Below are 26,526 nucleotides of genomic sequence, written 5' to 3'. Positions count from 1 at the left end.
CGAGCTATCCGGACATCTGCGGTTCGCGCTCATGCACCGCACGCAGGTAGTTCTCGACGTTGGCGCGGGTCTCGGCCAGCGAGTCGCCGCCGAACTTGTCCAGCGCGGCCCGGGCCAGCACCAGCGCCACCATGGCCTCGACGACCACGCCGGCCGCGGGCACAGCGCACACGTCGGAGCGCTGGTGGATGGCGACGGCCTCTTCGCCGGTGGCCATGTCGACGGTCGCCAGCGCGCGCGGCACCGTCGAGATCGGCTTCATCGCGGCGCGGACGCGCAGCGGCTGGCCGTTGGTCATGCCGCCTTCCAGACCGCCGGCCCGGTTGGTGGAGCGGGTGATGCCGTCGGCGCCCGGGTAGATCTCGTCGTGCGCGACGCTGCCGCGGCGCCGTGCGGTCTCGAAGCCGTCACCGATCTCGACGCCCTTGATGGCCTGGATGCCCATGACGGCGGCGGCCAGTTGGCTGTCCAGCCGGTTGTCGCCACTGATGAACGAGCCGAGGCCGACGGGCAGTCCACTGACCACCACTTCGACGACACCGCCCAGGGTGTCGCCGTCCTTCTTGGCAGCCTCGATCTCGGTGATCATCGATTCTTCGGCGGCCTTGTCGAAGGCACGCACCGGGCTGTCGTCGATGGCCGCCAGATCCCCGGGCTGCGGGACGGGGCCGTCGTAAGGCTTCGATGCGCCGATGGAGATGACGTGCGAGACGACCTCGACGCCGAGGGCCTGCTTCAGGAACGCGCGGGCGACGGTGCCGGCCGCGACGCGGGCCGCGGTCTCGCGGGCGCTGGCGCGCTCGAGCACCGGGCGGGCGTCGTCGAAGCCGTACTTGAGCATGCCGGCGTAGTCGGCGTGCCCGGGCCGGGGCCGGGTCAGCGGTTCGTTGCGCGCGGTGTTGGCCAGCGCCTCCGGGTCGACCGGGTCGGAGGCCATGACGGTCTCCCACTTGGGCCATTCGGTGTTGCCGATCTGGATGGCGATCGGGCCACCCAGCGTCTGACCGTGCCGAACGCCGCCGAGCAGCGTGACTTCGTCCTTTTCGAACTTCATCCGGGCACCGCGGCCGTAGCCGAGACGACGCCGCTGCAACTGCGTGGCGATGTCGTCCGAGGTCACCGAGAGACCGGCCACCATGCCTTCGAGCATGGCCACCAGGGCGCGGCCGTGGGATTCACCTGCTGTGGTCCATCGCAACACGTGTCCCATTGTCCCATGAGGGCCTTTACCGGCTGAAATCCGTCAGCCCAGGCTGCATTGCAGCAGCACGGTGTCGATGTCGCGGCCGTGTTTGTGACCGACCTGCCGCAGTCGTCCGGCCTCGTCGAAACCCAGCTTCTTGTGCAGCGCGATGGACGAGGGGTCGCCACTGTCGGCGATCACCGCGATCACCTGACGCACGCCCGAGGCGCGGGCGCCATCCAGCAGCGCGCCCAGCAGTTCTCGGCCCGCGCCCTGTCCGGTGGCCCACGGCGCCAGGTAGATCGAGTCCTCCACCGTGCCCTGATAGGCCGGCCGGGATTTCCAGGGCAGGCAGTACGCGTACCCCGCGACCTTGCCCTCGCGCTCGACGACCAGGAACGGCAGGCCCGCGGCGGTGACCTTGGCGAACCGCGCCTGCCATTCGTCGGCCGCGGGCGGCTCGAGCTCGAAAGACGCCACGCTGTTCAGGACGTAGTGCGCGTAGATGTCGGCGATCGCGGGCAGGTCAGCGGTGGTGGCGGCGCGGGTGGTCATGGTGAGGCAAAGGTACCGAGCGCGACGGCCGCGGCGCTCGCCAGGCACATCGACGGGCCGTGCGGGACGGTCCGGTCATGCCGCCGCAGTAGGACGACCACCGCGCAGACCGCGGTCAGCAGCGGCGCCCCGATCGCCGCGAGCACCCAGACATCGGCGCCGCACATCCCGGTCAGCGCACCGAGACCGAGCGCGAGTTTGACGTCGCCGCCGCCCATGGACTTGGGGCTCAGTAGATGGATCAGAAGGTAGAGCGCGCACAGCGCTGCGGCGCCGGCCAACGCGGCGAGGCCCCGGCCGAGGACGACAGCCGCCAGCAGAATCACCGCCGCGCCGGGCAAGGTTAGCGAGTTCGGCAGCCGGCGTTCTCGGAGGTCGTAAACGCACAGCGCGGTCATCCACGTCCCAATGACCAACGCCGCCCCCATGTTTCGAGGCTAAATGCGTCGCGTGGGGCAGCCCGACACGAATGTTCCACGTGCTGCCGCGATTATTGAAGCGAGGTACCTTTCCAGGCTCGCTGACGTCCCTGAGTTCAATCACGACTGACGGAGCACCACGTCGACTGCACTCACGTACTTCTTGGCCCAAATTTTCGGCCCTTCCAGCAGCCGGCGGCTCGCGACTGTGCAGTCAGAGCGCCGCGCACGCGGATCTGACGATCTGTACGCACGCTCGACGCGAACCAATGGCCGCGCCCCTACGCTCAGCTCGCAGCCAGCGCCGCCGCCATCGCCGCGCGCGGCGCAGGCATCCCGGTGAACTGCTCCACCTGGGCGTAGGCCTGGTTCAGCAGCATCTGCAGGCCACTGACCACCCGGCCGCCGGCCGCGGCAACCGCGGCGGCAAGCGGCGTCGGCCACGGGTCGTAGATGGCGTCGAGCAGCACCGCCGTGTCGGCCACGGTCCCGGCGAACTCGTCGGCCACCGCGGCGGGAAGCGTATTGACCACCACGCCAAGGGAATTCAGCGGTTCACCCAGCGTCACCCACCGGGCCTCGACGCCGACCTTCTCCCCCAGCGCCACCAACGACGCCGCCTTGTCGGCATTGCGCGCGACCACCGCGATGTCCGTGATCCCCAAAGAAGCCAAGGCCACGACGGCCGCGGGCGCGGTGCCACCGGAGCCCAGTACCGCCGCCGCACCGGACACCTCACCCAGCGCGCCGACGACCCCGTCGACGTCGGTGTTGTCGGCGCGCCAGCCACCTTCGACGCGCACCAGGGTGTTGGCCGAGCCGACGAGCTCAGCGCGCTGCGTGCGTTCGGCGGCGAACCGCAGCGCCGCGAACTTGCCGGGCATCGTGACCGAGACGCCGACCCATTCCGGGCCGAACCCGCCCACCAGGCCCGGCAACTGCTCCCCGGTGCACTCGATGCGGTCGTAGGTCCAGTCGGTGAGCCCGAGCTCCCGGTAGGCCGCCAGATGCAGCTGCGGGGACCGCGAATGGGCGATGGGCGAGCCCAGGACCGCGGCCCTCATCGGGCACTGTCGAGCACGCCGTTGCGTTTGGCGAGCTCGATGCTGGCGAGGTGCTGCTGGTAGTCGCGGGTGAAGACCGTCGTGCCCTGCAGGTCGATGGTCACGAAGTACAGCCAGTCCCCCGGCGCCGGATCCTGCGCCGCGACGACGGCGGGCGCCCCGGGCGAACAGATCGGCGTGACCGGAAGTCCTTCGCGCGCATAGGTGTTCCACGGCGTCGGCTGCTCGCGGTCGGCGTCGGTGGTGGCCACTTCCTGCCGGTCCAGCGGGTAGTTCACCGTCGAGTCGAACTGCAGCCTGCGATGGTCCGGCGTCGCCAGCCGGTTGTAGATGACGCGGGCCACCTTGGCGAAGTCCTGCGGGTTGGACTCGCGCTGCACCAGCGATGCCACGATCAGAATCTGGTACGGCGTCATGCCCGCGGTCGCCCCGGCGTCGAGCAGGCCACCCTGCTCGTACTGGCGACTGCTCGAGCTGATCAGGCCCGACAGGATCGACGTCGGTGTGCCGGCCGGATCGACGTTCCACGTGCCGGGTGCGATGAGGCCCTCGAGCCTGCGGTGGTCGGCGCCCAGCGACTTCACCGGCCCCGCCGCCCAGCTCGGTACCAGCAACGCCGAGACGTCGGCGGCACCGGCGGCCTTCTTCAGCTCCTCGGCGGACACGCACTTGCGCTTGCCGTCCAGGTCGACGCAGGAGGCCGCCGAGATCAGGCTGAAGATGCCCTGGTTGATCTTGTTGGTCTTGACGTCGGTGGTGTCGTCGAGCTGGCGGCCCTCCGGGATCACCAGGCGGCCCACCCGGTTGTTCTTCTCGGTGAGCCGGGAAACCGCGTTGGCGGCCGAGATCTCGGTCCGCAGCTTGTAGAAGCCCGGCTGAATCTCGGTCATCGCCTTGTTGCCCTCGGCGGCCTGGACGAACGTCTTCACGTTCGCGACGACGCCGTGGTCGAACAGGGTCTGCCCGATCGCGGTGGTCGAGTCGCCGTTGTGCACCTCGACGACGAGGTCGCTGACACCGTCGCCCGAGTAGTCGTTGCCCGACCCGAAGATGCCGTGCCACAGCCGCGAACCGAGAAACACCGCGGCGACCACGACGACGATGAACACCGTCAGTGCCACGACGCTGCGGCGCCGGCGACGCTTGCGGTTGCGCTCGGCGCGGACCCGCTCGGCCCGGCTCATGCCACGGCGAGGGCGGCCCACCGATTCGGGCTTGATGCGGGTGCTGCTGCCCCACTCGTCGTCATCGCCCGGCGCGTCGGGGCGCATGTCCTCGGCCGGGGTCACTCGCCGACCTCGCGCTCCGCGGCGGCCAGCACCGACCGGCGCATGTCCAGCCAGTTCTGGAGGATGCCGACGGCTGCCACCTGATCGATCATCTGCCGCTGGCCTTTCGCACGTACTCCGGCTTCCCGCAACGAACGCTGCGCGGTGACCGTCGTCAACCGTTCGTCTGCCATCCGCACCGGGATCGGGGCCACCCGAACCGCCAGCGCGTCGGCCACCTCGATCGCATCCCGCGCCGAGGCGCTCGACTTGTCCTTCAGTGTGCGCGGCAATCCGACGACGATCTCGACCGCCTCCTGCTCACCGGCCAGCTTCACCAGCCGGCCCAGGTGCTTGTCCGTCTTGTCGCGACGCACGGTCTCCAACGGAGTCGCCAGGATGCCGTCGGGGTCGCACACCGCGACACCGATCCGCACCGTGCCGACGTCGATGCCGAGCCGTCTTCCGCGACCGGGGTCACCGGTCCCGGGACGGTCGGGCATGCGGTCGGTATCGGCCAAAGCTAGCTCCGGCCCAGTTCAGCGCGTAGCGCGGCCAGACCCGCGTCGATACCCGCTGCCCCCTTACCGGAACCCTGTGCCAGATCGGCCTTTCCACCACCACGACCACCGACGGCGGTGCCCAGCTGCTGCACCAGTTCGTTGGCCTTCAATCCGAGGTCCTGCGCGGCGGGGTTGACGGCCACCACGTACGGCACCGAGTCGCCCGCGTCGGCGATGAGTGCGATCACCGCCGGCTCCGAGCCGAGCTTGCCCTTGATGTCGCCGACCAGCGTGCGCAGGTCGCCACCGGAGAAGCCGCCGGCCATCCGCTGCGCGACGACGCGCACCTTGCCGATCAGCTCGGCACCCGCCGCGGCGTTCGCGGCGGCGGCCTTGGCACCGGCCAGGCGAACCTTGTCGAGTTCCTTCTCGGCGGCCTTGAGCTTCTCGACCAGCGTGGCCACGCGGGCGGGCACCTCTTCCGAGGGCACCTTCAGCGACGAGGCCAGCCCGGCCATCAGCGCGCGCTCCTTGGCCAGGTGGCGGAACGAGTCCAGACCGACGTAGGCCTCGACGCGACGCACACCCGAACCCACCGAGGACTCGCCGAGGATGGTGACGGGGCCGATCTGCGCAGAGCGCTGCACGTGGGTACCACCGCACAGCTCCATGGAGAACGGTCCGCCGATCTCGACGACGCGGACCTCGTCCGGGTAGGACTCGCCGAACATGGCCATGGCGCCCATCGCCTTGGCCTTCTCCAGCTTCTCGTTGAAGGTGTGCACCTCGAAGTCGGCCTGCACCGCTTCGTTGGTGACCTCCTCGACCGCGGTGCGCTGCTCGTCGCTGAGCGCGCCCTGGTAGTTGAAGTCGAACCGCAGGTAGCCCGGACGGTTCAGCGAACCGGCCTGAACGGCGTTGGGGCCCAACACCTGTCGCAGCGCCGCGTGCACCATGTGCGTGCCGGAGTGGCCCTGCGTGGCGCCGCGGCGCCACGTCGGGTCGACGGCAGCGGTCACGGTGTCGCCTTCGACGAACTCACCGGACTCGACGTTGATGGTGTGCACCCACAGCGACTTGGCGATCTTCTGCACATCGGTGACGGCGGCCTTGGCGGTGGCCGACGAGCCGGTGCCGGTGATGGAGCCGGTGTCGGCGATCTGGCCACCCGACTCGGCGTACAGCGGCGTCCGATCGAGGACGAGCTCGACACGGTCGGAGCCCTCGGTGCCGTGCGTCACCACGGGAACCCGTTTGCCGTCGACGAAGATGCCGAGAATCCTTGCCTCGGAAGTCAATTCGTCGAAGCCGGTGAACTCGGTGGGGCCGGCGTCGACGAGGTCTCGGAAGGCGGACAGATCGGCGTGCGCGTGCTTGCGGGCGGCGGCGTCGGCCTTGGCCCGGGCGCGCTGCTCGGCCATCAGGCCGCGGAAGCCCTCTTCGTCGACCGACAGGCCGGCTTCGGCCGCCATCTCGAGCGTCAGCTCGACGGGGAAGCCGTAGGTGTCGTGCAGCGTGAAGGCGTCGCTACCGGAGACGACGGTCTTGCCTGCGGCTTTGGTGGCTGCCGCGGCGTCCTCGAACAGCCGCGAGCCCGCCGCGAGCGTGCGGTTGAAGGCAGCCTCCTCGGCGACGGCGATGCGGTTGATGCGCTCGAAGTCGGTGACCAGTTCCGGGTACGACGGACCCATCGTGTCGCGCACGGTGGCCATCAGGTCGGACATGATCGGCTGCTCGACGCCGAGCAGCTTGGCGGCCCGGATGATGCGGCGCAGCAGGCGGCGCAGCACGTAGCCGCGGCCCTCGTTACCCGGGGTGACGCCGTCGCCGATGATGATCGCGGCGGTGCGGCTGTGGTCGGCGATGACGCGGTAGCGCACGTCGTCCGCGTGGTTGCCGGCGCCGTAGTGCCGGGGCGCCACCGAGGCGACCTTGTCGATGACGGGACGGACCAGGTCGGTCTCGTAGACGTTGTCGACGCCCTGCAGCAGGCACGCGATGCGCTCGACACCCATGCCGGTGTCGATGTTCTGGCGCGGCAGCGGGCCGAGGATTTCGAAGTCGGTCTTGCTGGTGCCCTCGCCCCGCTCGTTCTCCATGAACACGAGGTTCCAGATTTCGATGTAGCGGTCCTCGTTGGCCTCGGGGCCACCGTCGATGCCGTATTCGGGGCCGCGGTCGTAGTAGATTTCCGAACACGGGCCGCAGGGGCCGGGAATGCCCATGGACCAGTAGTTGTCGGCCTTGCCGCGGCGCTGGATGCGCTCGGGCGGCAGCCCGGCGATCTCCTCCCAGAGCCCGATGGCCTCGTCGTCATCGAGATAGACGGTGGCCCAGAGCTTTTCGGGGTCGAAGCCGTAGCCGCCCTCGGAGACCGGGTTGGTCAGCAGATCCCAGGCGAGCGCGATGGCGCCGCGCTTGAAGTAGTCGCCGAACGAGAAGTTGCCGGCCATCTGGAAGAAGGTGTTGTGCCGGGTGGTGATTCCGACCTCGTCGATGTCCGGCGTCCGGATGCACTTCTGGACGCTGGTCGCCTTGTCGTGCGGCGGGGTGCGGTCGCCCAGGAAGTAAGGCACGAACTGCACCATGCCGGCGTTGACGAACAACAGGTTCGGATCGTCCAGGATCACCGATGCGCTCGGCACCTCGGTGTGGCCCGCTTTCACGAAATGATCGAGGAATCGTTTCCTGATCTCGTGTGTCTGCACGTGCTGCTGTCCTTCATCGACCGGGTAGTTGCCCGCATAACAGTACCGGGTGCGGTTTTCGCCCCGGCCCAAGAACCATTGTGCGTCGCGGCGCCGCGGAGGACAGTTGTCTCTATCCGGTGGCGCCACCGGAGCGCCGCCCTGAATAACGAGGGGGTGGACCGTGTTCGCACGTTCTACCACGATGATGGCGCGCCCTGATCAGATCGATGCCGGCACTGCCTACATCCGCGACGAGGTCATGCCTACGCTGCAGGAACTTCCCGGGTCGATCGGCCTGTCTCTGATGGTCGACCGGGAATCCGGCCGGTGTATCGCCACCAGCGCGTGGGAGTCCGAGGACGCCCTGCATTACAGCGCCGGCGAGGGCCGCCGGCTCCGCAATCTGGCCGCCGAACGCTTCGGTGGCGGCGCCCCGCTGGTCGAGGAGTGGGAGATCGCCGTGCTGCACCGCGAACGCGGCAACGGCGCGTGTGTGCGCGCGACGTGGCTCACTGTGCCGCCGGATCTCATGGAGGCCGGCATCGACTACTACCGCGACACGGTGCTGCGCCAGATCGAGCATCTGCCCGGGTTCTGCAGCGCCAGCCTGCTGGTCGACCGCGGCTCGGGCCGTGCGGTGTCGTCGGCATCGTTCCGCACCCGCGAGTTGATGGAGGACTACTGGCCGCAGGCCACCGCACTGAAGGTCGAATCGGTGCGGACCGCCGGCGCGACGGAGATCGACGACTGCGCCTTCGATCTGGTCATCGCGCACTTGCGGGTGCCGGAGCTGGTCTAGCGCTTGCGCCGGATGATGGCGCGCAGCTTCTCCAGGCGGCCCGCGATCTCGCGTTCCGCTCCGTACGGGGTGGGCCGGTAGTAGTCGATCCCGACCAGCTCATCGGGTGGATACTGTTGCGCCGCAACACCACCCGGGTGGTCGTGCGCGTACTTGTAGCCCTGGGCGTGCCCGAGGGCGGCGGCACCCGCGTAGTGCCCGTCCCGCAGATGCGCGGGCACCATGCCGGCCTTGCCGGCCCTGATGTCGGCCATCGCCGCGCCGAGGGCGACGGTCACGGCGTTGGATTTCGGCGCCGTCGCCAGGTGCACCGTCGCGTGGGCCAGCGTCAGCTGGGCTTCCGGTAGCCCGATGAGCTGCACGGTCTGCGCGGCGGCCACCGCCGTCGGCAGTGCGGTCGGGTCGGCGATGCCGATGTCCTCGCTGGCGAGGATCATCAGCCGGCGGGCGATGAACCGCGGGTCCTCCCCCGCGGTCAGCATCCGGGCCAGGTAGTGCAGCGCGGCGTCGACGTCCGAGCCGCGCACCGATTTGATGAAGGCGCTGACGACGTCGTAGTGCTGGTCGCCGTCACGGTCGTAGCGCACGGCAGCCTTGTCGAGGGACTGCTCGATGACGTCGACGGTGACGCGTTCGCCCGCTTCGGCCGCGACCTCCAGTGCCGTCAGCGCCCGCCGGGCGTCGCCCGCCGACAGTGTCACCAGCAGCGCGACGGCGTCGTCGTCGACCTCGACGGCACCGCCCAGGCCGCGCGGATCGGCGATCGCCCGCTGCACGACGGTCCGCACGGCGTCGGCGTTCAGGGGTTGCAGCTGCAGGATCAGCGACCGCGACAGCAGCGGCGCCACCACCGAGAACGACGGATTCTCCGTGGTCGCCGCCACCAGCAGCACCACGCGGTTCTCGACCGCGGCGAGCAGGGCGTCCTGCTGGGTCTTGGAGAAGCGGTGCACCTCGTCGATGAACAGCACGGTCTGACGGCCGTGAATGGCGCTGCGGCGGGCCTCGTCGATCACCGCGCGCACGTCCTTGACGCCGGCCGACAGCGCCGACAGCGCCTCGAAGCGGCGGCCGGTGGCCCCGGAGATCAGCGACGCCAGGGTGGTCTTGCCGGTGCCGGGCGGCCCGTACAGGATGACGCTCGCCGCACCCGAGCCCTCGACCAGGCGGCGCAGCGGCGACCCGGATTTGAGCAGGTGATCCTGGCCGACGACCTCGTCGAGGCCGGCCGGCCGCATCCGTACCGCCAACGGCGCCTGCACGACGGAGCCGGATGCCGGCTCGGCATCGCCTCCTACGTCGAACAGGCCATCAGACACGGTTCAGGCTTACCACGCCGCACCGACCGGCGGTTCATTCGGCAGGTGCGGTCACGAAGTCGATCAGTTCCTCGACGCGTCCGATCAGCGCGGGTTCGAGGTCGTTCCAGTCCCGCACGCGGCCGCGGATGCGCTGCCACGCCTGGGCGATGTCGGCCTGGTCGGCGTGCGGCCAGCCGAGCGCCTCACAGACGCCGTGCTTCCACTCGATGCCGCGCGGAATGACCGGCCACGCCTCGCGCCCGATCCGGGCGGGTTTGACGGCCTCCCAGATGTCGATGAACGGGTGACCCACGACCAGCGTGTGCTCACCACCCGCGCCGCGCCGCACCTGCTCGGCGATGCGCGCCTCCTTCGAGCCCGACACCAGGTGGTCGACGAGGACGCCGAGCCGGCGCCCGGGCCCCGGCTGGAACTCGCGCACGATGGCGGCCAGATCGTCGACACCGCCGAGGTACTCGACGACGACGCCCTCGACCCGCAGATCGTGTCCCCACACCTGCTCGACCAGTTCGGCGTCGTGGCGGCCTTCCACGTAGATGCGGCTCGCCAGTGCGGTGCGGGCCCGATGTCCTTGCACGGCAACAGAACCCGACGCCGTGCGGGTGGGCGCGGCCGGCACGGTGCGCTTGGGTGCGGTGAGGATGACGGGCTTGCCGTCGACCAGATAGCCCGGGCCGATGGGGAACGGTTTGCGGCAACCGTCGAAGTCTTCGAGGACCATCCGGCCGTACTCGACGGAGATCACGGCGCCCACGAAGCCGGTCGTGGCGCACTCGACCACGAGCCCCTTCTCGGCGGGCTGCTCGGTCGAACGCTTCCTGGCGTTCGGGTTGCGGGACAGCACATCGGATCCGTATCGGTCACTCACGGCACCGATCCTAGGAACGATCGCGGGCCAGATCCGGTTGCGCCACCCGTGTTTTCGTCACAGACCGGTTACGGGGCCTTCTCGACCTTGATGTCACAGGTGATGCGCTCACCGTCGACTTTCACGATCTTCATGTGCGCGACGTACTGGACCTTGCGCGGACCGGTGAAGTGACAGTCGAACTGGGCGCCCTTGGTGGCCTCCACGTCGGACGGACACTTCACATCGGTGGGGGTGAACTTGTTCTGATCCGACACCAGCTTGACGACCTGCTTGGCGGCGTCGTCCGACTTGACCGTGGTCTTTGAGCTACACGCAGCCGGCGACAGGGCCACCAGACCCATTAGCACCGCTGCCCCCACCCGTACGCGCATCATGGGCGCGATCGTGTCCTATCGCCGTGGGCCGAGTCAACGCGCCGCGCGGGAGGCACCGGCCTCGTCGACCGCCGTGTGGATGAACCGCATCTTCTCGAGCACCGCGGCCGGCAGCACGAACGGGTACAGGTCGTCCTTGCCCATCGACCGGTTGACCATGTTCAACGCCCAGGCCAGCGGTAGCCAGAGCTCGATGAGGGTGTCAAATCCGCTGGGACCCAGCACCCGCCGTTCGAAGGTGGCACCGGCGGGCGCGAAGCCGAAGGCCGCCGCGGTGTCGAGTGCGTCCCGGATGTGCAGATAGTGCGCGAACGTCTCGGCCCAGTCCTCGGCCGGGTGCATCGTCGCGTAGGAGGACACGTACTGCTCCTCCCACCCGGCGGGCGCACCGTCGCGGTAGTGCCGGTCCAGCGCCGCCTGGTAGTCGGCGTCGGGGTCCCCGAACAGTTCCGTGAACCGCGCGACGGCATCGGGCGACGGCTGCACCAGCCGGTAGAAGTAGTAGTGCCCGATCTCGTGGCGGAAATGGCCCAGCAGGGTTCGGTACGGCTCGGCCATGGCGATGCGCAGTTGTTCGCGGTGCACGTCGTCGCCCTCGGCGAGGTCCAGGGTGATGACCCCGTCCTGGTGGCCGGTGAACACCTGGTGCTGCTCGCTGGACAGCAGGTCGAAGGACAGTCCCTCCGTCGGCAGGCCCAGTTCCGACAGTTCGGCGATCAGCCGGCGCTTGGCCTGCTCGGCGACCGCGAAGGCCGCCATGGCCTTGGTGTCATCGTCGGCGGGCCGGGTCCGGGTCAACGCGCACGATGGGCACAGTTGCCGCACCGGCTCGATCGGGACCAGCCAATTGCATTGCGCCAGATGCAGATTCGCGCACAGCTGGTAGTCGGTCGAGGCCACCGCACCGGCATGGTCATTGTCTCCGGTGCCGTCCGGCGGCGCGATCACCAGCAGCGCCATGTCCCCCAGCGAGAAGCCGAGCGCGCTGCCGCAACCCAGGCACAGCGAGTTCTCGAAGGCCAGTCGCTGGCCGCAGTTGGGGCAGTTGAAGTCACGCACGCAGTTGTCCTCCCACAATTGGTGCGACGTCGACGGAGACGTCGATGATGCTGCTCTCGGAGTCGGTGTAGATGATGCCGCGCAGCGGCGGCACATCGGCGTAGTCCCGGCCGAACCCGACCACGATGTAGCGCTCGTCGACCATCTGGTCGTTGGTCGGGTCCAGCCCCAGCCACTGGTTCTGCGGCGTCCACACCGACGCCCAGGCATGGGTGGCGTCGATACCCACCATCCGTTCCTTCCCCGGCGGCGGGTCGGTCGCCAGATATCCCGAGACATAGCTCGCCGCAAGACCGTTCGACCGCAGGCACGCGATGGCCAGGCGGGCGAAGTCCTGACATACCCCTTCGCGGGCGGCCAAAACCTCCGCGACCCGGGTGGACACCGTCGTCGACCCGGACCGGTAGGTGAAGTCGGCGAAGATGCGCGAGTTCAGCTCGCGCAGCACCTCGATCAGCGGCCGGCCGGGCGCGAAACTCGGTGCGGCGTAATCCCGTACCTCGTCGGTGATCTCCGCGGGCTGCAGATCCAGCACGAATTCGGTGGCCAGCGCACCGTCCGGCCCGGATGGCCGGGAGTCCTCCCACGGCGCCACGGCGGCTCCCGCCGCATACCACTCGGCGGGCGGCGGGTCGACCTCGACGATGCTGCGCCCGGTCACGACGAGTTCCTGATGTGGTTGTGTCACATGGAAATACGAGCTGATGTTGCCGTAGGCGTCCCGGCTAATGGAACGGTCGGCCGGTTCGGGATCGATGTTGAGCCGATACGACTGGCAGCGCTGCTGACCGCTGTCGCGCGGCGTGAGGAATCCGCGGCCGTACGAGCTGGTGACGACGTCCGAGTAGCGATAGCGCGTGCGGTGGGTGATCTGGTATTCGCGGCTCATGGCATCTGCCGCCGTTCGTCGGGACCCCACAGCGGTTGCATGCCACTCGGCAGGGCCAGGTGGGCGGCGCGGATCAGCTCGGACAGCTCCCGCAGATCGGTGTGCATACCGTCGAGCAGCTCGGCGAGTTCAGCGCGCCGCCCGTCGTCGGTGACGTGCTCGAGATCGGCCGGATCCTGGCGTCGCAGGCGGGCGGCGATCTCGTCGATCATCCGTTCCGGGCGGGTCGATCCTGTGGAGGACGGCAGTGCCCGCAGGTCGGCGCGCAGGCGCTCGAACTGGAAGGCCAGCGACCGCGGGTTCTCCTCGTCGAACAGCACCAGGTCGGCGATGGCTGCCACGCTCACCTGTCCCAGCATGCGCCTGCGGTACATCACCGCCGATTCACACACCACGAGCACGGACTCGCTGACGGTCCGTTCGGTCTCGGCGCCGTGGGTGGTGGTGAGGGTGGCCCGCAGCAGCGCGGTCAGGCCGAGACCGCGCTCGATGCGCTTGCCGATGTCCATCATCGTCCAGCCCACGTCACGCACCATGGATTCGGCCGCCACGCCGGACAGCGCCAGCATCCCCGCCAGGGTCTGGCTGGGCGCGGTCGAAAGGTACGCCTCCCCCTTGGTCTTCGAATCCGGCGGCGGCAGTGCTGCGCCCTGGCGCTGCCGAGCGCGGTCGGACGGCTGCAGCACCGCGCGTTCGACGGCGGCGAGCACCATCCAGGTGTCGTTCGACATCTGGTCGCGGACGGCGCGCGCGGCCAGGCCCAGCCGTTCGACGGATTGCGCCAGCGAGCCCGGACGGTGCCGGTCGGCGGTGAGTGCCCACAGCGTGGTCGGCGTGATGGCCAGTTGTTCGGCGTAGTCGCCGTCGGCGCCGGTGTCGGTGCCGGTGATCTGGCCCAGTGCGGTCAGTAGTACCGGCACGCAGTCGCTGCCGCCGAGGTCCCGCCGGTAGCGGAATTCGTGGTAGCGCTCACGGGTGACGGTGAGCAGCCGGGCGGTGAACTCGGCACGTTCGGCGTACCGGCCCAGCCAGAACAGGTCGGAGAGCACACGCGGCGAGCTCACCGCGCGGGTCGGGCTCGCCGTCATGGCCGGCAGCTCGACGGCCTGCGTCTGCACCACCGCGGCCCGGTCGGGCGATCGCACCCAGACATCCTTGGCCGCAACGGTTTCCATGCCGTAGGCGGCGTGCCCGCGGGCCAGCACGTAACCCAGCCCACCGATCATCGGCGCGTATCCCCCGCGCTGGGCGACGGTGAACAGCCGCATCCCGACGCTGTCGGCGGACAGTCCGCTGGGCAGCAGATCCACGGGGGCCGTAGAGAACTCGGGCAGTTCCTGGCCCATCCATTGCCACGGGGCGGCGGAGATCCGGGCCGCCAGCGCGGCCCGCTTGGCGCTGGACAGGGCGGGGCCGACGATCGCCGGTCCGCCGGTCACCGGCCTGATCAACAGGGTGGACAGTTTGCTCAACAGGTGCGAATGTTCGGCGTCGATGCCGCCCCAGAAACATCGGGCGCTCGGCAGTTCCGGGGTCTCCCCGGTGAGCAGTTCGGCCAGCTCCGGCAGGAAGCGGGCGATACCCGGGCTTTCCAGGATGCCGCTGCCGAGGGTGTTCACCACCGTCACCGCCCCGCGGCGCAGCACCTCGACGAGACCGACGACGCCGAGCCGGGAATCCGGACGCAGGTCCAAGGGATCGACGTACTCGGCGTCCACCCGGCGCAGTACGACGTCGACCCGCTTGAGGGTGCCGAGCGAGCGCATCCAGAGATTGCCGTCACGCACCACGAGGTCGGCGCTCTCGACCAACGGGAAGCCCAACACGCCGGCCAGGTAGGCCTGGTCGAAGGCGGTCTCGGAGTGGCTGCCGGGGCTGAGGACGACGACCACCGGCTCCCGCGCGGCTTCTGGTGCCGCATCGATCAGTGCCAGCCGCAAGGCCTGTGCCCAGGGCGACGCCGGGCGCGGCGCCATCTTCTCGTACAGCTCGGGCACCGCGTGCGCGACGACCCGCCGGTCGGCGAGCGCATACCCGGCGCCCGACGGCGCCTGCGTCCAGTCCGCGTTCACCGCGAAGCCACCGTCGCGGTGGCGGCTGACGTCGCAGCCGTGCAGGAACAGCTGGTGGCGTCCCGGCACCGTGATGCCGCGGGCCGCCCGCACGTAACCGGGATGGGCGTACAACAACTCCGGCGGCAGCACGCCGGAGGTGATGGCGCGGCGCGCGCCGTACAGGTCGGTGAGCACCGCGTCGAGCAGCCGGGAACGTTGCACCAATCCGGATTCGAGGGTGCGCCAGTCCGCCGCGGACAACACCAGGGGCAGGGCGTCGAGCTGCCAGGTGTCCACCACCGGCGTGCCGTCGATGTCGGTGACGGTCTCGCCGTCCCGGTCGACCTGCACATAGCTGATGCCATCGTTGTCGACGAGTTCCCGGACGACGCCACGCAGCTGGTCCAGGCCGGCCCGACCGCGGTCGCGGACGCAGTCGGTCAGCTCCTGCCAGGCCGGCCGGATCGCGCCCGACTCATCGACCAGCTCGTCGTAACCGACACCGGCCACGTCGCGGACGTCGAACAACGGCTCCTGGGCCCGGTCGGCCCGATATCCGGCCAGTGGGTCGCCGACGGGCGCCGCCTCCTCGGCCAGCTCTGCGGATGTGTGTGTACGGAGAACCATTACCGCAGAACGGTACGCACCCGGCGCAGATCGAGGATGCCCGACGCTCCGCCATCGGTGGATTGACGGGCCCGCTTCTCCCGGAGATCGGCCAGATCGACGGCGCCCGGGGTGAATCCGATGGCCTCGAAACGGCGGCCCCGTCGTGACTCGGCCTCGACGGCGTTGACCGGCGGGGTGTCGTAAGCGCGGCCTCCCGGATGCGAGACGTGGTAGGTACAGCCGCCTTTGGAGAATCCGGTGAACCCATCCACGAGTTCGAACCGCAGCGGTCCGTCGACGGTGATGGTTGGGTGCAGCGCGCTCGGTGGTTGCCAGGCCCGGTACCGGACGCCGCCGACCTGCACGTCGGGCGAGTCGGTGGCCAGCAGCGGGATCGGGTGACCGTTCACCGTGACGAGGCACCGGTTCCGGTCGGCGCCGATGAGCCGGACCTGCAGCCGCTCCACCGAGGAGTCGACGTAGCGGGCGGTGCCGGTGCCGGTGGATTCCTCGCCGAGGGTGTTCCACGGCTCGATGGCGCCGCGCAGCTCCAATTCGGCACCGTCCAGAATGACGCTGCCGATCCGGGGGAAGCGGAACTCGGTGAACGGATCCAGCCAGCTGGTGTCGAACGGGATGCCGTGCGCCCGCAGGTCGGCGGCGACCTCGGCGATGTCTTGTATGACGAAGTGCGGCAACAGGTACCGGCCGTGCAGGTTCTCACCGTGCCGGATCAGCGGGGCTCGCAGCGGTTCATCCCAGAACCACGCGACCAGCGACCGCACCAGTAGCGACTGCACCATGGCCATCTGGAAATGCGGCGGCATCTCGAAGCCGCGCAGTTCCAGCAGGCCGAGCCGGCCGCGGGCACTGTCGGGGCTGTAGAGCTTGTCGATGCAGAACTCGGCGCGGTGCGTATTGCCGGTGATGTCGGTGAGGAGGTGCCGCAGGGCGCGGTCGACGGCCCACGGAGCGCCCTCGGCCACGCGCTCGATCTCGGCGAACGCGATCTCCAGCTCGTACAGCGCCTCGAGGCGGCCTTCGTCGACGCGTGGGGCCTGCGACGTGGTGCCGACGAACCGGCCGGAGAACAGGTACGACAGCGCCGGATGCCGTTGCCAGTACGTCAGCATCGACACCAGCAGGTCGGGCCGGCGCAGCAGCGGTGAGTCGGCAGGGGTGACGCCGCCGAGGGTGATGTGGTTGCCACCGCCCGTGCCGCCGTGGGTGCCGTCGACGTCGAAGGACTCCGTGCCGAGCCGGGCCTGCCGGGCGGCTTCGTACAGGGTCTCCAGTTGTGCGGCCTGCTCGGCGAAGCCGGCGGTGGGCGCCACGTTGACCTCGATGACGCCCGGGTCGGGAGTGACGGTCATCTGCTGGAGCCTGGGGTCCGGCGGCGGCCCGTAGCCCTCGATCACGACGGCGACGCCGAGATTGGCAGTGGCTTTCTCGATCCGGCCGACCAGATCGGCGAAATCGTCGAATGCCGTTGTGGGCGGCAAGAATACGTACAGCAGACCGTCGCGGACCTCGGCGACCAGGGCGGTGGGAGGTGCGCCGTCGGCGCTGACGACGGTCGCGGGCCTGGCGGAGGTGTCGACGCGCGCGGGCGCCAGCGGGTCGGCGTCGGGCACCGATCGCGGCGGCTGCCAGCTGATCGAGTCGAGCGGCAATCGCAGGCCCGCAGGTGAATCGCCGCCGATGAGCACCAATCGCCCGCGGCGCAGTTTCCAGTCGGCGGAGACCCATCCGGTGTCGTCATCACGGCGATGCAGGGGCAACACGTGGGCCGCGGGTTCGGTCACCGCGGCATCGAGCTTGTCCGCCAAGGCTTTCCGCTGGGCGGCTCCGTCGTCCGTCAGGTCGTCGGTGACCGGATCCCCATCCGGCCGCCGGACGGCAGCGGCCAGCCGGGCGAGGGCGTCCTCGTACGCCGGACGCACCTGACTGTCCGGCAGCCCGAGCCCGTCGGCGATCTCGGTGAGCAACCGCCGTGCCGCGTCCGGTGCGACCGCAGGCGATTCCCCGGACCACGGATCGGCCAGCAGCGCCGCATCGGTCCACAGCGGCGTCCCGTCGGTGCGCCACATCAACCCGATCTGCCAGCGCGGCAACGGCTCCCCCGGATACCACTTGCCCTGGCTGCGCTGTACCAGCCCGTCCGGGGCCCAGGCGGCTTTCAACTGGGCGGTGAGTGCCGAGGCGAGCACGCGCTTGTGCGGGCCGTCGGCGGCCGTGGTCCATTCCTCGTCGGTCTGGTTGTCGATCGAGACGAAGGTGGGTTCGCCGCCGACGGTCAGCCGCACGTCGCGCTCGGCCATCCGTTCATCGATGACGGCGCCGAGGGCCCGGATCGACTCCCATGCCTGTTCGGTGTACGGCAGGGTGACGCGCGGGTCTTCGTGCACCCGCGTCACCACGTTGACGAAGTCGAGCGTGGATTCGCAGGGCTCGACGGCGCCGGTGATCGGGGCGGCCGATTCCGGGTGCGGCGTCGCCGACAGCGGGATGTGGCCCTCCCCGGCCAGCAGACCCGAGGTCGCGTCGAGGCCGACCCAGCCGGCGCCCGGGATGTACACCTCGGCCCAGGCGTGCAGGTCGGTGAAGTCGGCGGCGGGGCCCGACGGTCCGTCGAGCGCCTCGATGTCGGCGGCCAGCTGCACCAGGTAGCCGGACACGAAGCGGGCGGCGAAGCCCATCTTCCGCAGGATCGCGACCAGCAGCCAGGCGGAGTCCCGGCACGAGCCGATGCCGGTGCGCAGGGTGTGATCCGGTGTCTGGACACCGGGTTCGAGGCGGACGCTGTAGCCGACGTCGGCATTGACCGCCCGGTTCAGCGACACCAGGAAGTCGATGGTGCCGGTGCCGGGCACCACGTCGAAGTTCCGGACCCAGGCCGCCGTCACATCGTCGGCGTCGTCGACGGGGCGCAGGTAGGGCTTGAGGTCGTCGAGCAGGTTGTCCGGGTAGGCGAACGGGACGGTTTCGGCCCATTCCTCGATGAAGAAGTCGAACGGGTTGATGACCTTGAGGTCGGCGATCAGTCCGACGGTGATGCTCAACTTGGTGGCGCGGTTCGGAAAGACCAAGCGCCCCACGAAGTTACCGAAGGCGTCCTGTTGCCAGTTGATGAAGTGGTCGGCGGGCTCGACCTGCAGCGAATAGGCCTCGATCGGCGTCCGCGAGTGCGGTGCGGGGCGCAACCGAACCACGTGCGGGTACACCTTGACCAGCCGGTCGAACGTGTAGCTGGTGCGGTGCTCCAGCGCCACCTTGATTGCCATAGCGATCGATCCCACCACAAGAACGGGCAGGTCGCAGGGCGGAGAAAACTAGCGGCGGCGGGCCCGGTTGTACCCGGCCAGGACCAGCACCCCCGCCGCCACGATGCCGACCATGTTGACGGCCAGCTGCCCCGCCGACGCCAGGGCCACGTCCCAGTCGCGCGTGGTGGCCGCAACCACCGACATCCCGGCCGCGGGGACCGTCGTCACCGAGATGAAGACCCCAACCAGCGCAGCCGATTTCGACGTCACCAGCGACAGCATCCCGGCCGCACCGGCCAGCAGCGCCACCACGAACGAGAACGGCCCGACCTGGAAGATGAAGTCGACGTTCTGCAGCTCGTGGATACTGCGCAACGTCACCCAGCCCAGCGCCTCGAAGCCGAGCGTGGCCACCGCTGTGACGAGCATCGCCGCCGGGAATCCGAAGAGCAGGGCCAGCGCCGCGCGCTTCGCGAGATAGCCCTTGCGTCGCACCACCGCCACCGCCAGGGCGGCCAGCGGCCCGAATTCGGGGCCCACGACCATCGCGCCGACGACGGTGATCGCCGAATCGGTCAGCACGCCGACCGCGGCCAGCAGACACGCGATGCACAGGAACGCCATGTAGGAGATGCCGAGGCTGCTCTGCTCGCGGGTGCGCAGCACCAGCTCGTCCCAGACCACCGCGTCTTCGCCGTCGCCGTCGATCTCGTCCTCGGCGCGGTAGGCGGCCGTCGACAGCACGGTGTCGAGCACCTCCATCGTGATGGCGCCGTCCTGATCGATGCCGAGCGCCCGCAGCCCGCTGATCAGCCCGTCGGCGGCGTCACGGGCGATGTCGGCGGTGATGACGTCACCGCGCGGATCGATCGCCGCGCCCGGGTGGGCCACCACGTTGGCGATGCCGCCGTGGTGCCGGTAGAGCTCGAGCACCGAATCGGCGAGTTCCGGCGGGGTGATCACGCGTAGATGCAGCACGGCCGAAGATTACCGACCGCGGCGGCGCGCCAGCTTCATCCCGAGTTCCTCGGGCGGGACCTCGTGTCCGTCCGCACACCGGATCTCGACAGTGGCATCGGCGCCGCAGCCCAGGTGGGTCAACCGCAGGCCGGTGTCGCCCAGGTGTTTGCGGCCCCACTCGAACATGGCCCACACCACCGGCATGAAGTCGGTGCCGGCCTGTGTCAGCACGTATTCGTCGCGGCTGCGCTGACCCGGCTCCTGGTACGGCCGTTTGGTCAGCAGGCCGGCCGCCACCAGTTCGGCGAGCCGCGCCGAGGTGGCCGCCTTGGTGATGCCGACCCGCTTGGCGAAGTCGTCGAAACGCGTTGTGCCGTAGTAGGCCTCACGCATGAGCAGCATGGCGGATTTGGTGCCGACCAGCGACATGGTCTTCTCGATGGCGCACTGGCCGACCGCCGACCACTTGTCGCGTTCGGCGAGCACACCCTGTAGCGCTGTCATGCGAATCACTCTACCGCTGGGTTGTTCTTGCCATACTCAGGTGTTAGATCTGGGTATAGGAAGCAGTACTCAGCGTGGAGTTACAGGAGGATTCTCATGTCGGGATACACAGACCGCGATGCCGTGATCGTCGCGGCGGTACGCACGCCGGTCGGCAAGGGCAAGGCGAACGGCGCGCTGCACGACGTACTTCCCGCCGACCTGCTCGTCCACAGCCTGCGGTCCGTGGTGGAACGCACGGGCGTCGACCCGGTTCTGGTGGACGACGTCATCGCCGGCGCCGTCACGCAAGCCGGTGACCAGGCCGCCAACATCGCCCGGAATGCCTTGCTGGGCGCCGGTTTTCCCGAGAGCGTGCCCGGCACCACCGTCGACCGCCAGTGCGGCAGTTCGCAGCAGGCCATCTCGTTCGCCGCGCAGGGTGTGCTGGCCGGGTCGTACGACGCCGTGATCGCCGCGGGCGTCGAGTCCATGTCCCGCGTGCCGATGGGTGCCGCGGTCCTGCCGGGCAGCAATCCGTTCGGCGTGGGCCTGGCCGAGCGGTATCCCGACGGCCTTGTCCCCCAGGGCATCAGCGCCGAACTGATCGCGGCGCGGTGGAACTTCTCCCGCACCCAACTCGACGAGTTCTCCGCCGCCAGCCACGAGAAGGCCGCCCGCGCCGCCAAGGACGGACTGTTCGACAACGAACTCGTGCCGGTGGCGGGCCTGACCGCCGACGAGATCATCCGGCCGGGCACCTCCGTGGAGACCCTGGCCGGGCTGAAGCCCGCGTTCTACAGCGACGCCTACGCCGCGCGCTTTCCCCAGATCCGTTGGGAGATCACGCCCGGCAACTCGTCACCGTTGTCCGACGGCAGCGCGGCGGTCATGATCACCAGCGGCGCCTTCGCCCGTAGCCATGGGCTCACGCCGCTGGCCCGCATCCACACCATGACCGCGGTCGGCTCGGATCCGCTGTACATGCTGACCGGTGTCATCCCCGCGACCGAGAAGGTGCTGGCCCGCTCCGGTCTGTCACTGTCGGACATCGACCTGTTCGAGGTGAACGAGGCCTTCGCACCCGTCGTGCTGGCCTGGGCGGCCGACACCGGAGCCGACCTGGCGAAGACCAACGTCAACGGCGGCGCCATCGCCATCGGCCACCCGCTCGGCGCCAGCGGTGCCCGCATCATGAGCACGCTGGTCAATGCCCTCGACCAGCGCGGCGGCCGCTACGGCCTGCAGGTGATGTGCGAAGGCGGCGGCATGGCGAACGCCACCATCATCGAGCGGCTGTAGCGCTCAGGCGCGCACGAGCTCGAACAGCGGGATGACGCGCGACGTCTTCGCCTGGTAGTCGGCGAAGACGGGGGCCACGGCCGTGATCAGCGGATACGTGGCCTCGCGCTCGTCATCGGGCAGTTCGCGGGCGACGACGTCGTACTCCTCCAGGCCGGCGTCGGTCCCGATCTCGATATGCGCATTCGGGTTGGCACGCAGGTTGTGCACCCAGTCCGGATGGGTCGGAGCGCCGGCCTTCGAGCCGACGATGAGGATCTTGCCGTCGACCGGCAGGTACGCCAGCGGCGACATGCGCGGCTGACCCGACTTGGCGCCCGTGGTGTGCAACAGCAGCAGATTGCCGCCCTCGAACTGGCCGCCCACCTTGCCGCCGTTGGCGCGGAACTCGTCGACGATGGCGGCATTGAAGGCATGGAAGGACGCGGCGTCCGTGAATTCGGTCATGCCTGACCCAACCTCGCGAACCGGCCCAAATGTTCCCGTCACGGCGCGATACTTGCCTGATATTGACGGAGGTGCCGATGACGCCAGACGCGGACGCAGTTGTGGTGGGAGCCGGGTTCGCCGGCCTGTATCTGGTGCACCGGCTGCGGCAGCAGGGTTTCTCGGTCCGCGTCTTCGAAGCCGCCGACGACGTCGGCGGCACCTGGTACTGGAACCGGTATCCCGGCGCGCGCGTCGACATACCCAGCCTCGACTACATGTTCAGCTTCGACCCGGACTGGCATCGCGACTGGCAATGGTCGGAGAAGTACGCCACCCAGCCGGAAATCCTGCGGTACCTGAACCACGTCGCCGACAAGTTCGATCTGCGCCGCGACATCACCTTCGACACCCGGGTCACCAGCGCGCACTGGGCCGACGACGCGTGGCGCGTGCGCACCGACAACGGTGACGTCGTCACCTGCCGTCATCTGGTGATGGCCACCGGCTGTCTGTCGATCCCCAAAGAACCCGACATCAAGGGCATCGAAACCTTCACGGGTGAAACGTTTTACACCAACCGCTGGCCGCACGAACCGGTCGACTTCACCGGCAAGCGCGTCGGGGTGATCGGCACCGGGTCGTCGGGCATCCAGTCGATTCCACTGATCGCCGCGCAGGCCGCGCAGCTGACCGTCTTCCAGCGCACACCGTGCTTCTCCATCCCGGCACACAACGGGCCGGTGTCACCGGAGAAGCAGGCGGCGCTGGCAGACGAACGCGCATACCGGGCCGCGGCGCGGGCGTCGTTCGGCGGGGTGCCGCAGGAGCGCACGCTGATCCCGACGTTCGCGGTGCCCGAGGCATACCGCCAACAGCGGTACGAACGCGCCTGGCAGATCGGCGAACTCCTCGAAACCCTCAACATGTTCTCCGACCTGATGAGCAACCCGGCCGCCAACGCGTCGTTTGCCGACTTCGTCCGCGACAAGATCCGCGCGGCGGTCCATGACCCGCAGACCGCGGAACTGTTGTGTCCCAATGATTATCCCGTCGGCGCGAAACGACTGTGCCTCGACACCGACTACTACGCCACGTTCAACCAGCCCCACGTGCGCCTCGTCGACCTCCGCACCCAGCCGCTGGTCGGCCTCACCGAAAACGGCGTGCAGACCGTGGGCGAATCCTTCGACCTCGACGCGCTGGTGTTCGCGACGGGGTTCGACGCCATCACCGGTGCGGTGACGGCCGTCGACATCGTCGGGCGCGACGGCCTCGCACTGAAAGACAAATGGGCACAAGGGCCGTCGACCTATCTGGGCCTCACCACCACCGGATTTCCGAACCTGTTCCTCATCACCGGACCGGGCAGTCCGTCGGTGCTGTCCAACATGGCGGTATCCATCGAACAACACGTCGAACTCGTCGCCGACACCCTGGCATATCTGCGCGCACACGGCTTCGACACCATCGAACCGACGCCGACCGCCGAGGCCGGCTGGATGCAGCACGTCGCCGACGCCGGCGCCATCACCATGTTCCCGCAAGCCAATTCGTGGTACGTCGGCGCCAACATCCCCGGTAAGCCCCGGGTGTTCATGCCGTACGCGGCAGGCGTCGACTTCTATGCCGCCGCCTGCGCCGACGTGGTGAGCCAGGACTATCTCGGATTCGAGCTGACGGGGCCGAACGGTGCGCAGTGCCACGACGGCGTGGTCAGGCGCCTGCAACCGGACGTGCAGATGGTGCTGGAGATGGTGGCGGCCATGAATCCGCCTCCGCTGGAATCACTTCCCGTCGAGGTGGCCCGCGCCGCCATGGTCGAGGCCAATGCCGCCCGACCCCCGGGTCCGGACGTCGGCGAGATCGTCGACGGTGTATTCGCGGGCGAACTCGAGTACCGGCTGTACCGGCCGGCGACGCCGCGGCCACACCCGGTGATCGTCTACTTCCACGGCGGCGGCTGGGTGCTGGGCGACGCGACGTCGGACGATCCGCTGTGTCGCGATCTGTGCGTGCGGGCCGACGCGTTGGTCTTCTCGATGAATTACCGGCACGCGCCGGAACATCCGTTCCCCGCGGCCATCGACGACGGCGTCGCCGCGCTGCGGTGGGTGGCCGACAACGCCGCGGCACTGGGCGGGCTCCCCGACCGGCTGGCGGTCGCCGGTTGGAGCGCGGGCGGCAACATCGCCGCGGCCGTGTGCCAGTGGGCCCGCGACCACGGCGGCCCGCACATCCGCGGGCAACTCCTGCTGACCCCGGTGACCGACGCGCAGCCGTACCCGTCGTATCAGGAGAACGCCGACGGCTACGGACTGACCACGCCGCTCATGCAGTGGTTCACCGAGTTGTACGACGGCCCCGCCGACGACCCGCGGCGGTCACCGTTGCGTGGCAACCTCGCGGGTCTACCCCCAGCAATGGTGGTGACCTGCGAGTTCGACCCACTGCGCGACGAAGGCAACGCCTACGCCGCCGCACTGGCCGCGGCCGGCGTGCCCACCGAGCACGTTCAGGCCCGCGGCCACACGCACCTGTCGATCACGATGGTCGACCTCGTCGTGTCCGGGGCGCCGATCCGGGCGCAGATGGCCGAAGTCTTACGCGCTTTTCTCAGGCTTGAAGTCGATCCCTGACTCCTTGCGCTGCTGCGCGGTGATCGGTGCCGGGGCGTCGGTCAGCGGGTCGACGCCGCCGCCGGACTTCGGGAACGCGATGACGTCGCGGATGGAGTCCACCCCGGCCAGCAGCGCGGTGATGCGGTCCCAGCCGAAGGCCAGGCCGCCGTGGGGCGGCGCGCCAAAGGTGAAGGCGTCCAACAGGAATCCGAACTTGTCCTGTGCCTCGGCCTCGTCGATGCCCATCATCGCGAACACCCGCTCCTGGACATCGCGGCGGTGGATACGGATCGAGCCGCCGCCGATCTCGTTGCCGTTGCAGACGATGTCGTAGGCATCGGCCATCGCGGCACCCGGGTCGGTGTCGAACGTCGCGATGGAGTCGGGCTGCGGCGCGGTGAACGCGTGATGCACCGCGGTCCATGCGCCGGACCCGACGGCGACGTCGCCCGATGCGGTGGCCGCGTCCGCGGATTCGAACAGCGGCCAGTCGACCACCCAGGTGAACGCCCAGGCGTTCGGATCGATCAGGTCGAGGCGCTTGGCGATCTCGATGCGCGTCGCACCCAGCAGGGCACGGGCGCCCTTGGCCGGACCGGCCGCGAAGAAGATGCAGTCCCCCACCTTCGCGCCGACGTGCGCGGCCAGACCGGCCCGTTCGTCGTCGGTGAGGTTCTTGGCCACCGGGCCGCCCAGCTCGCCGTCCTCGCCGACGAGCACGTAGGCCAGCCCCTTGTGACCGCGCTGCTTGGCGAACTCCTGCCAGCCGTCCAGCGTGCGGCGCGGCTGTGAGGCCCCGCCCGGCATGACGACCGCGCCCACGTACGGCGCCTGGAACACCCGGAACGGGGTGTTCTTGAAGTAGTCGGTGCACTCGACGAGCTCGACGGCGAAGCGCAGGTCCGGTTTGTCCGAACCGAAGCGGCGCATGGCCTCCTCGTAGCTGATGCGCGGCAGCGGCAGCGTCAGCTCGACGCCGATGAGCTGCCACAGCGCGGCCAGCACCTCTTCGGCGACGCCCATGACGTCGTCGGCGTTGACGAAGCTCATCTCCAGGTCCAGCTGGGTGAACTCGGGCTGGCGGTCGGCGCGGAAATCCTCGTCGCGGTAGCAGCGCGCGATCTGGTAGTAGCGCTCCATGCCCGCCACCATGAGCAGCTGCTTGAACAGCTGCGGGCTCTGCGGCAGCGCGTAGAACGAGCCCGGCTGCAGGCGCGCGGGAATCACGAAGTCGCGGGCACCTTCGGGGGTCGACCGGGTCATGGTCGGCGTCTCGACCTCGACGAAGTCGTGCTTCTCGAGCACGGCGCGCGCGGCGGCGTTGACCTTGGAGCGCAACCGGAGCGCGTTGCCCGGGCCTTCCCGGCGCAGGTCCAGGTAGCGGTACTTCAGGCGCGCTTCCTCGCCCGGGGTCTCGTCGAGCTGGAACGGCAGCGGCGCGCTCTCGGACAGCACCTCGAGCGTCGTCGCGTTGACCTCGATATCGCCGGTGGCGATGTCCTTGTTGGCGTTGCCCTCCGGCCGCACCTCGACGGTGCCGGTGACCAGGACGCAGAATTCGGCGCGCAGCCGGTGGGCCTGCTCCAGCACGGCGGCGTCCCGGAACACCACCTGGGAGACTCCGGAGGCGTCACGCAGATCGATGAAGATGACGCCGCCGTGGTCGCGCCGACGCGCCACCCATCCGGCGAGGGTCACCGTCTGACCGGCATCGGTGGACCGCAACGAACCGGCGGCGTGGCTGCGCAACACGAATATCTCCTCTGACGTCTGAATCGACCGCTAAGTCTAAGGGGCGCCTCGACCGGT

At 69.3% G+C, this 26,526-nt stretch carries 21 protein-coding genes; 3 read left to right on the top strand and 18 right to left on the bottom strand.

The annotated features are described in order from the left end of the window. Nucleotides 1-4 precede the first annotated feature (4 nt). The 7 genes from aroC to alaS form a co-directional block, all read right to left on the bottom strand. The gene (aroC, locus tag ACJH6I_RS01920; protein ID WP_406783631.1) at nucleotides 5-1,201 is read right to left on the bottom strand and encodes a chorismate synthase; all 1,197 of its coding nucleotides are present in this window, start codon (nucleotides 1,199-1,201) and stop codon (nucleotides 5-7) included. A 42-nt stretch (nucleotides 1,202-1,243) separates the two neighbouring features. After that, nucleotides 1,244-1,738, bottom strand: coding sequence for an N-acetyltransferase family protein (locus ACJH6I_RS01915; RefSeq protein ID WP_406783630.1), 495 nt, complete (start codon nucleotides 1,736-1,738; stop codon nucleotides 1,244-1,246). Then, entirely contained in the window at nucleotides 1,735-2,166 is a 432-nt protein-coding gene (locus ACJH6I_RS01910; protein WP_133426687.1) for an A24 family peptidase, read from the bottom strand. Before ACJH6I_RS01910 ends, ACJH6I_RS01915 begins: the two co-directional genes overlap by 4 nt. 278 nt (nucleotides 2,167-2,444) lie before the next feature. Continuing rightward, a complete protein-coding gene (locus tag ACJH6I_RS01905) occupies nucleotides 2,445-3,221 on the bottom strand; it encodes a shikimate dehydrogenase (RefSeq protein WP_406783629.1) in 777 nt (258 codons plus the stop codon). Continuing rightward, entirely contained in the window at nucleotides 3,218-4,492 is a 1,275-nt protein-coding gene (gene mltG / locus ACJH6I_RS01900; RefSeq protein WP_061006705.1) for an endolytic transglycosylase MltG, read from the bottom strand. Before mltG ends, ACJH6I_RS01905 begins: the two co-directional genes overlap by 4 nt. 14 nt (nucleotides 4,493-4,506) lie before the next feature. Further along, nucleotides 4,507-5,010, bottom strand: coding sequence for a Holliday junction resolvase RuvX (gene ruvX / locus ACJH6I_RS01895; RefSeq protein WP_061006692.1), 504 nt, complete (start codon nucleotides 5,008-5,010; stop codon nucleotides 4,507-4,509). 2 nt (nucleotides 5,011-5,012) lie between these two features. Further along, the gene (gene alaS / locus ACJH6I_RS01890; RefSeq protein ID WP_406783628.1) at nucleotides 5,013-7,700 is read right to left on the bottom strand and encodes an alanine--tRNA ligase; all 2,688 of its coding nucleotides are present in this window, start codon (nucleotides 7,698-7,700) and stop codon (nucleotides 5,013-5,015) included. A gap of 163 nt (nucleotides 7,701-7,863) precedes the next feature. On the opposite strand from alaS, the gene ACJH6I_RS01885 reads away from it, so the two are divergent. Then, entirely contained in the window at nucleotides 7,864-8,481 is a 618-nt protein-coding gene (locus tag ACJH6I_RS01885; RefSeq protein ID WP_064859527.1) for an antibiotic biosynthesis monooxygenase, read from the top strand. On the opposite strand, the gene ACJH6I_RS01880 is transcribed toward ACJH6I_RS01885, so the two are convergent. The 9 genes from ACJH6I_RS01880 to ACJH6I_RS01840 all read right to left on the bottom strand — a co-directional run bounded on the left by ACJH6I_RS01880 (nucleotide 8,478) and on the right by ACJH6I_RS01840 (nucleotide 20,389). Further along, on the bottom strand, nucleotides 8,478-9,800 hold the full coding sequence (locus ACJH6I_RS01880; protein ID WP_406783627.1) for a replication-associated recombination protein A: 1,323 nt from the start codon (nucleotides 9,798-9,800) through the stop codon (nucleotides 8,478-8,480). The two genes, ACJH6I_RS01885 and ACJH6I_RS01880, sit on opposite strands and share 4 nt — an antisense overlap. A 34-nt stretch (nucleotides 9,801-9,834) precedes the next feature. Continuing rightward, nucleotides 9,835-10,671 (bottom strand): DUF3097 domain-containing protein, encoded by an 837-nt coding sequence (locus ACJH6I_RS01875; protein ID WP_406783626.1) that lies wholly within the window; start codon nucleotides 10,669-10,671, stop codon nucleotides 9,835-9,837. Nucleotides 10,672-10,739: 68 nt separating this feature from the next. Continuing rightward, nucleotides 10,740-11,048 carry a DUF4333 domain-containing protein gene (locus ACJH6I_RS01870; RefSeq protein ID WP_234785318.1) on the bottom strand — a complete coding sequence of 103 codons (309 nt, stop codon included), beginning with the start codon at nucleotides 11,046-11,048 and terminating at the stop codon, nucleotides 10,740-10,742. 33 nt (nucleotides 11,049-11,081) lie between these two features. Further along, nucleotides 11,082-12,107, bottom strand: coding sequence for a putative zinc-binding metallopeptidase (locus ACJH6I_RS01865; RefSeq protein ID WP_406783625.1), 1,026 nt, complete (start codon nucleotides 12,105-12,107; stop codon nucleotides 11,082-11,084). Next, the gene (locus ACJH6I_RS01860) at nucleotides 12,100-12,996 is read right to left on the bottom strand and encodes a transglutaminase N-terminal domain-containing protein (protein WP_406783624.1); all 897 of its coding nucleotides are present in this window, start codon (nucleotides 12,994-12,996) and stop codon (nucleotides 12,100-12,102) included. The genes ACJH6I_RS01865 and ACJH6I_RS01860 overlap by 8 nt, the downstream gene beginning before the upstream one ends. Next, nucleotides 12,993-15,677 (bottom strand): circularly permuted type 2 ATP-grasp protein, encoded by a 2,685-nt coding sequence (locus tag ACJH6I_RS01855; RefSeq protein WP_318984522.1) that lies wholly within the window; start codon nucleotides 15,675-15,677, stop codon nucleotides 12,993-12,995. The genes ACJH6I_RS01860 and ACJH6I_RS01855 overlap by 4 nt, the downstream gene beginning before the upstream one ends. Further along, on the bottom strand, nucleotides 15,677-18,943 hold the full coding sequence (locus tag ACJH6I_RS01850) for a transglutaminase family protein (RefSeq protein ID WP_318984521.1): 3,267 nt from the start codon (nucleotides 18,941-18,943) through the stop codon (nucleotides 15,677-15,679). The genes ACJH6I_RS01855 and ACJH6I_RS01850 overlap by 1 nt, the downstream gene beginning before the upstream one ends. Nucleotides 18,944-18,991: 48 nt before the next feature. Then, complete coding sequence (locus ACJH6I_RS01845; protein ID WP_318984520.1) at nucleotides 18,992-19,903, bottom strand: DUF389 domain-containing protein; 912 nt, start codon at nucleotides 19,901-19,903, stop codon at nucleotides 18,992-18,994. A gap of 9 nt (nucleotides 19,904-19,912) precedes the next feature. Beyond that, a complete protein-coding gene (locus tag ACJH6I_RS01840; protein WP_212811586.1) occupies nucleotides 19,913-20,389 on the bottom strand; it encodes a helix-turn-helix domain-containing protein in 477 nt (158 codons plus the stop codon). A gap of 96 nt (nucleotides 20,390-20,485) precedes the next feature. On the opposite strand from ACJH6I_RS01840, the gene ACJH6I_RS01835 reads away from it, so the two are divergent. Next, nucleotides 20,486-21,670: an acetyl-CoA C-acyltransferase gene (locus ACJH6I_RS01835; RefSeq protein ID WP_318984519.1), complete on the top strand. Its 1,185-nt coding sequence runs from the start codon at nucleotides 20,486-20,488 to the stop codon at nucleotides 21,668-21,670. A 3-nt stretch (nucleotides 21,671-21,673) separates the two neighbouring features. Here the strand turns inward: ACJH6I_RS01835 and ACJH6I_RS01830 are convergent, their stop codons facing one another. Next, complete coding sequence (locus ACJH6I_RS01830; protein WP_318984518.1) at nucleotides 21,674-22,117, bottom strand: nitroreductase family deazaflavin-dependent oxidoreductase; 444 nt, start codon at nucleotides 22,115-22,117, stop codon at nucleotides 21,674-21,676. A 77-nt stretch (nucleotides 22,118-22,194) separates the two neighbouring features. On the opposite strand from ACJH6I_RS01830, the gene ACJH6I_RS01825 reads away from it, so the two are divergent. Continuing rightward, on the top strand, nucleotides 22,195-24,735 hold the full coding sequence (locus tag ACJH6I_RS01825) for an alpha/beta hydrolase fold domain-containing protein (RefSeq protein ID WP_318984517.1): 2,541 nt from the start codon (nucleotides 22,195-22,197) through the stop codon (nucleotides 24,733-24,735). Here the strand turns inward: ACJH6I_RS01825 and aspS are convergent. Beyond that, the gene (aspS, locus tag ACJH6I_RS01820) at nucleotides 24,700-26,475 is read right to left on the bottom strand and encodes an aspartate--tRNA ligase (RefSeq protein WP_346415695.1); all 1,776 of its coding nucleotides are present in this window, start codon (nucleotides 26,473-26,475) and stop codon (nucleotides 24,700-24,702) included. The genes ACJH6I_RS01825 and aspS overlap by 36 nt on opposite strands. Nucleotides 26,476-26,526 lie beyond the last annotated feature (51 nt).

Source organism: Mycobacterium sp. SMC-13 (assembly GCF_045311035.1).
Lineage (GTDB): Bacteria > Actinomycetota > Actinomycetes > Mycobacteriales > Mycobacteriaceae > Mycobacterium.
The sequence above is the reverse complement of the archived record's forward strand: the minus strand, read 5'-3'. Positions and strand labels throughout refer to the sequence as shown.

Coding starts and splice junctions, on each gene's coding strand:
- ACJH6I_RS01855 (WP_318984522.1), bottom strand. CDS start 15,677: ATGGTTCTCCGTACACACACATCCGCAGAGCTGGCCGAGGAGGCGGCG.
- ACJH6I_RS01910 (WP_133426687.1), bottom strand. CDS start 2,166: ATGGGGGCGGCGTTGGTCATTGGGACGTGGATGACCGCGCTGTGCGTT.
- ACJH6I_RS01850 (WP_318984521.1), bottom strand. CDS start 18,943: ATGGCAATCAAGGTGGCGCTGGAGCACCGCACCAGCTACACGTTCGAC.
- ACJH6I_RS01825 (WP_318984517.1), top strand. CDS start 22,195: ATGACGCCAGACGCGGACGCAGTTGTGGTGGGAGCCGGGTTCGCCGGC.
- mltG (WP_061006705.1), bottom strand. CDS start 4,492: ATGCGCCCCGACGCGCCGGGCGATGACGACGAGTGGGGCAGCAGCACC.
- ACJH6I_RS01870 (WP_234785318.1), bottom strand. CDS start 11,048: ATGATGCGCGTACGGGTGGGGGCAGCGGTGCTAATGGGTCTGGTGGCC.
- ACJH6I_RS01915 (WP_406783630.1), bottom strand. CDS start 1,738: ATGACCACCCGCGCCGCCACCACCGCTGACCTGCCCGCGATCGCCGAC.
- ACJH6I_RS01830 (WP_318984518.1), bottom strand. CDS start 22,117: ATGACCGAATTCACGGACGCCGCGTCCTTCCATGCCTTCAATGCCGCC.
- ACJH6I_RS01860 (WP_406783624.1), bottom strand. CDS start 12,996: ATGAGCCGCGAATACCAGATCACCCACCGCACGCGCTATCGCTACTCG.
- ACJH6I_RS01840 (WP_212811586.1), bottom strand. CDS start 20,389: ATGACAGCGCTACAGGGTGTGCTCGCCGAACGCGACAAGTGGTCGGCG.
- ACJH6I_RS01835 (WP_318984519.1), top strand. CDS start 20,486: ATGTCGGGATACACAGACCGCGATGCCGTGATCGTCGCGGCGGTACGC.
- ACJH6I_RS01905 (WP_406783629.1), bottom strand. CDS start 3,221: ATGAGGGCCGCGGTCCTGGGCTCGCCCATCGCCCATTCGCGGTCCCCG.